The sequence below is a fragment of the Vibrio sp. S17_S38 genome (genome assembly GCF_014694375.1).
GTDB lineage: Bacteria > Pseudomonadota > Gammaproteobacteria > Enterobacterales > Vibrionaceae > Vibrio.
Window position 1 is genome coordinate 129,137 of record NZ_JAAUWW010000011.1, and the last position, 6,000, is coordinate 135,136.

Here is a 6,000-nt window from a genome sequence, read left to right on the forward strand (position 1 = left end):
GATTGGCTATCACATTTTTATAAACTAACTCTTATTAGGAGAGCATTATGTCTCTGAATGCAGAAACTAAAGCAGCAATCGTTGCAGATTACGCACAAGCTGAAGGCGATACAGGTTCACCAGAAGTACAAGTAGCACTACTTACTGCTTCTATCAACCACCTACAAGGTCACTTTGCTGATCATAAACACGATCACCACAGCCGTCGCGGTCTTTTACGTATGGTTTCTCGCCGTCGTAAACTTCTAGACTACCTTAAAGGTAAAAACCTAGATCGTTACTTCGCACTAATCAAGCGTCTTGGCCTACGTCGTTAATTCGTCGTTTGGTTTGATACCCAGATTAGAAAGTATTTGTTTTATTGATTGACGTTTTTGGTTTCCATTAGCGAATACAAATAAACAGACACTTGAGAAAAAGGAGCTTCGGCTCCTTTTTTTGTGTCTGCTATTTGAGCAAACAAACATTTCATCTATATCTAAACCATATTCTGTTGTTCGAAATAAGACATTTCAACTCATCTGGTTTATACTACGTCTCGTTTGTTTTCGCTTTATTTGCTTTTAGTTTGGCGAGAAAGTGGAGATAAACCTCTGTTGGTTAGCTTTACAGTCACCGATGTCGACCATTAAGGTCGCGACTAATAACAGTTTTTTGCTTAATTCGTTTTTAATACGATGATATAGATAAGAAAAACCTGCTATTAGTCGCGATTGGTAAAGTAATCTCAGAGCATTTAACTCAATGAAATTATTAATTAAGGATCTTTACGTGAAAGCAATCGTAAAAAAATTCCAGTACGGTAACCATACCGTTACTCTAGAAACGGGCGTAATGGCTCGTCAAGCAACTGCTGCTGTTATGGCAAGCATGGATGACACATCTGTATTCGTATCTGTTGTTGCAAAAAAAGATGCAGTTGAAGGTCAAGACTTCTTCCCATTAACGGTTAACTACCAAGAGCGTACTTACGCTGCGGGTAAAATTCCTGGTGGTTTCTTCAAGCGTGAAGGACGTCCTTCTGAAGGCGAAACATTGACGGCTCGTCTTATTGACCGTCCAATTCGTCCGCTTTTCCCATCAGCATTCAAAAACGAAGTTCAAGTTATTGCAACGGTTGTTTCTGTAAATCCAGATATCCAACCAGACATGATCACAATGATCGCAACGTCTGCAGCTCTTGCTATCTCTGGTGTACCATTCAATGGTCCTATCGGTGCGGCACGTGTTGGCCATATCAATGGTGAATTAGTTCTTAACCCAAGCCAAACTGAACTTGAGTCTTCTAAATTAGACCTAGTGGTTGCGGGTACTGCTGGCGCGGTATTAATGGTTGAGTCAGAAGCTGATAACCTAACTGAAGAAGAAATGTTAGCGGCAGTGGTTTACGGCCACGACCAACAACAAACAGTGATTACTGCTATTAACGAATTTGCAGCAGAAGTCGCGACTCCTTCGTGGAACTGGGTAGCTCCTGCTGAAAACACAGAATTAAAAGCAAAAATTGCTGAGTTAGCAGAAACTCAAGTTGTTGAAGCTTACCAAATCACTGAAAAAATGGCGCGTTATGATCGTATTCATGCAATCGGTGCTGAAGTGAAAGAGAAATTATTAGCTGAAAATGCTGATCTGAATCCAAAAGAAATTCACGCTATTTTCCATGATTTGGAAAAGAATGTTGTACGTAGCCGCATTATTGCTGGTCAACCACGTATCGATGGCCGTGAAAAAGACATGGTTCGTGCACTAGACGTTCGTACTGGTGTTCTTCCTCGTACACACGGTTCTTCTTTGTTCACTCGTGGTGAAACTCAAGCGCTTGTTACTGCAACGCTTGGTACACAACGTGATGCACAAATCATCGACAGTCTATTAGGCGAGAAGAAAGATCACTTCCTTCTACACTACAATTTCCCTCCATACTGTGTGGGTGAGACTGGTTTCGTTGGTTCACCTAAGCGTCGTGAAATCGGCCATGGTAAATTAGCAAAACGCGGTATCGCAGCAGTAATGCCTTCTGTTGAAGAATTCCCATACACAGTACGTGTTGTTTCTGAAATTACAGAATCAAACGGTTCGTCTTCAATGGCGTCTGTTTGTGGTACTTCTCTAGCGCTTATGGATGCGGGTGTTCCAATTAAAGCGTCTGTTGCTGGTATCGCAATGGGTCTTGTTAAAGAAGGCGATGATTTCGTTGTTCTTTCTGACATCCTTGGTGATGAAGATCACTTAGGTGACATGGACTTTAAAGTAGCGGGTACTAATCAAGGTATCACAGCACTTCAAATGGACATCAAAATCGAAGGCATCACTAAAGAAATCATGCAAATTGCGCTTAACCAAGCTCAAGGTGCACGTAAGCACATCCTTTCAGTAATGGATGAAGCGATTTCTGGCGCTCGTGAAGAAATTTCTGAATTTGCTCCACGTATTTACACCATGAAGATCAGCTCTGAGAAAATCAAAGACGTGATCGGTAAAGGTGGCGCTGTGATCCGTGCTCTTACTGAAGAGACGGGCACTACGATTGAAATCGGTGATGATGGCACAATTAAAATTGCCGCAACTGAAGGTAAAGCCGCGAAAGAAGCGATTCGTCGTATTGAAGAAATTACAGCAGAAGTTGAAGTCGGCCGCATCTATTCAGGTGTTGTTGCTCGTCTAGCTGACTTTGGTGCATTTGTTACGATCCTTCCAGGTAAAGATGGTTTAGTTCATATTTCTCAAATCGCTGATAAGCGTATCGAGAAAGTGGCAGACTACCTAACTGAAGGTCAAGAAGTTCAAGTTAAAGTTCTTGAAATTGACCGTCAAGGTCGTGTACGTCTAAGCATGAAAGAAGCAGTAGAAAAAACGGAAGAGACAGTTGAACCATCAGCTGAGTAATTCCTTTTTATCTTTCTTTTTGCGAAGAAAATAATTTGAATAACGAAAGAGGAGCATTGCGCTCCTCTTTTTTTATATGTATTTTTTGAGTTAGCTAGTCGATTAAAACACGTTTTGGCTGCCTTCTATTAAGTTCAATTTACTAGAAGCTATCTGTCTGTTGAGGTAGTTTGATTGCACAACAACGTGTATATTGCTTTATATAGTGAATGTACTGTAAAGGAGTACTCAATCAGTGAAATATTTTAAATGGTTAAGCCTTGTTGCCACTTTTTTATTAGTCGGTTGTGCTAACAGTGGTAACTCAGATATTGCGTGGTCTTATCCTCCACTAGCGGTTCCTCTTCAGCCTTCTCTTCAGCAAGAAATTCAAATTGCACGTTTGAATCAATTGATATTGCGTAAAGACATCAGTAATGAAACTCGCGCGAAAATATTTACCGATAGAGGTCAGTACTTAGATAGTGTCGGATTAGCTGATTTGGCCCGTGTTGATTATGAACGCTCACTTAAACTCGATCCTAAGCAACCAGAAGTATTTAATATGTTGGGTGTCTATTTTACTCAAATGGGTGATTATGATTCCGCATTTGATGCCTTTGATTCAAGTTTAGAGCTTGATCCTACTAATGAATATTCTGAGCGAAATCGTGCTATTGCTTTGTATTATGCCGATCGTTTTGATCTTGCCATTCAAGATATGACTAAAAACTATAATAAAGCCCCAGATGATCCGTATCGTGCATTGTGGCTTTATTACATGGAGCGTGAACAGGACGCTAAAAAAGCCACCGATACTTTAGCTGCTCGTTATGCTAATAAAGATCAGCAATGGGGTTGGCAATTGGTTGGTTTAACATTGAAAAAAGAAACAGAAGAAAGCATTTTGAAGTCAGCTGCAACGAGTACGCGCGATAATGTTGAATTAGCTCAAAAGCTCACGGAAATATATTTCTATCTAGCAAAGCGTAATCAATATGACGGTAATTATGCTAATGCGATTGCTTTGTATAAATTGTCCCTTTCTATGAATGTGTATCAATTTTCAGAGCATAAATACGCATTTTTAGAGTTAGGTCGTATTTTCAAAGCGTTACAAGAGAAACAGGAAAAAGAAGAAGTACCAGCGGCGTCAAAAAATACACCTACGGAACAACCGCCCAAATCAAGCAATGAAACGAAACCATCGACTCAAACAAAGGCTGAGCCAGTTTCTCATTCTTAAGTAAGATACTGTGCTTAAGTAAGATAGGGGGATATAGCTAAATTAAAGAGGACTTAGAGTCCTCTTTTTTTGTTCCTGTTAACGGTTGTTGCCATTAACTAAGCTAAAACATGCTGAATTACAGCGTAGTTAATTCAATCGATGGGAGGGGAGGGAATTAAGTTTGTGCCAGACCTGCAAGTTTATGCCAGTAACCATTACACTCACGAGATTCGATTTCTAACGGAGACTGTCCTTGTTCATTTGCTTTAAATTGAGCAAGTGTTGATAGCGTATTAATGCCAAGTGGACTCAAACGTACTACGTCTACTAAGCCTTGCATGCTAACTAAATCATTACCTAAGTTGTAGCAATAGCCTGATTGAGTTTGAATGCCATTTAGATTAAATACTTCTTGACCTTCTTGGCTCAATACTTGAATTCCAGTTGGGTATTTTATGCAGCAAGTCTCGCAATCATCTTTAGCCTTATCTTCGGCACGAGCGGTAAAGCAGCGGGCAGAGTAGGCTAAAGGTAAGTAACCATGGCTGAATACTTCTACTTCAAATTGGCCACGTATACCGAGTTCATCACATTGTGTTAATACATTAATCAGCCAATCTCGCGATAATTCCACCGGCATGCACCAGCGAATCATCCCTTGTTTAGTAAACAGCTTTAATGTGTGAGCATTATAGGTATTGACTGCTGGCCCCACGACAAACGGTACTTTGGCTTCAAAGGCTAGTTGAATACCAGACACATCGTTGGCTTCAATTGCAAAATCACCATTATCCACATATTTTTTCATAATGTTGACTTCACTGGGTGCTTCTAATAATGCCATGGTTGATAACACTACTTGCTTACCTGAGTCTGCTAACTCTTTGGCCATATCAAACCAATGCTTAGGTTTTATTTCTCGGCGCTTTGAGCAAACACTTTCACCTAAATAGATAATATTAGTAGGGCTCTCTTTAGCTTGTTGATAAAATTTTTCAACATCATTTTTCGCCCAGAAATACAGTAAAGGACCGAGTGAGTATTTGAGTGATTGTTCAGAATTCATTTTGCTTCCTTACTGCCATTTACGATGATAAGCGCCAAGTGTGGTTTGAGTACCTTCTGATAAATTAGCCAAAGCAGCATTCCAGTGAGGTTCAACATGGTAACTTTCAGGGCTTGTAAGGTAGCGATCAATAGCCGCGCGCCATGTTCGAGTTACTTGCTCTACATAAGCAGGGCTGCGCTGGCGACCTTCGATTTTGACCGAGGCAACATTCGCGGCGAATAACTCTGGCAACATGGATAATGTATTTAAGCTAGTTGGCTCTTCAAGTACGTGATAACGCTGTTTTTCCCCTGTGATATTTATATCAAATCGACCTTTGCATAAGGTTGGATAGCCTGCGTTTTCGCCTTCACTATACCGATCGATCAGTATGTCACTTAAGCGAGATTCTAGTCCTGCATCCGTTTCTTGCCAGCGAACATATTTAGCCGGAGAGCATGCACCGACGGTATTAGGTGATTCACCTGTCATATAAGAAGATAGGTAGCAGCGACCTTCCGCCATAATGCATAAACTACCAAATGCAAACACTTCTAGTTCAACATGTTCAGGAATACTGCGTGACAGTTGTTTGACTTGATGGATGGATAACACTCGAGGAAGAACCACACGCTTTACATTGAAGTTATTAGCATAAAAGGCAACTGCTGCACTATTAGTTGCAGAGGCTTGTACGGACAAATGAAGCTCCATTTTAGGATAATGAGTAGCTGCATATTCTAGCAAGGCGATATCAGCTGTCAACACCAGTTGAAATCTGATCCACTTTTTTAAAAATTCACCGTTTTAATATTGATCCACTTATTTGCTCAGCTATTGCTAATTTCTAATATTCCAG

The 6,000-nt window shown here is 40.5% G+C and carries 4 protein-coding genes and 1 pseudogene; 3 read left to right on the top strand and 2 right to left on the bottom strand.

Translation table 11 applies throughout. From position 1 onward, the window contains the following. The first annotated feature begins 47 nt into the window (after window positions 1-47). The 3 genes from rpsO to nlpI all read left to right on the top strand — a co-directional run bounded on the left by rpsO (window position 48) and on the right by nlpI (window position 4,111). Window positions 48-317: a 30S ribosomal protein S15 gene (gene rpsO / locus HC725_RS10480; protein WP_190331762.1), complete on the top strand. Its 270-nt coding sequence runs from the start codon at window positions 48-50 to the stop codon at window positions 315-317. A 427-nt stretch (window positions 318-744) separates the two neighbouring features. Next, window positions 745-2,886 (top strand): polyribonucleotide nucleotidyltransferase, encoded by a 2,142-nt coding sequence (gene pnp / locus HC725_RS10485; RefSeq protein ID WP_190331763.1) that lies wholly within the window; start codon window positions 745-747, stop codon window positions 2,884-2,886. 235 nt (window positions 2,887-3,121) lie between these two features. Next, window positions 3,122-4,111, top strand: a complete 990-nt coding sequence (gene nlpI, locus HC725_RS10490; protein ID WP_190331764.1) for a lipoprotein NlpI — start codon at window positions 3,122-3,124, stop codon at window positions 4,109-4,111. Window positions 4,112-4,268: 157 nt separating this feature from the next. Here the strand turns inward: nlpI and HC725_RS10495 are convergent, their stop codons facing one another. Further along, a complete protein-coding gene (locus HC725_RS10495; RefSeq protein WP_190331765.1) occupies window positions 4,269-5,159 on the bottom strand; it encodes a U32 family peptidase in 891 nt (296 codons plus the stop codon). A gap of 9 nt (window positions 5,160-5,168) precedes the next feature. After that, window positions 5,169-5,909, bottom strand: a pseudogene (locus HC725_RS10500) (peptidase U32 family protein); the annotation flags it as partial. Window positions 5,910-6,000 lie beyond the last annotated feature (91 nt).

Coding starts and splice junctions, on each gene's coding strand:
- pnp (WP_190331763.1), top strand. CDS start 745: ATGAAATTATTAATTAAGGATCTTTACGTGAAAGCAATCGTAAAAAAA.
- rpsO (WP_190331762.1), top strand. CDS start 48: ATGTCTCTGAATGCAGAAACTAAAGCAGCAATCGTTGCAGATTACGCA.
- HC725_RS10495 (WP_190331765.1), bottom strand. CDS start 5,159: ATGAATTCTGAACAATCACTCAAATACTCACTCGGTCCTTTACTGTAT.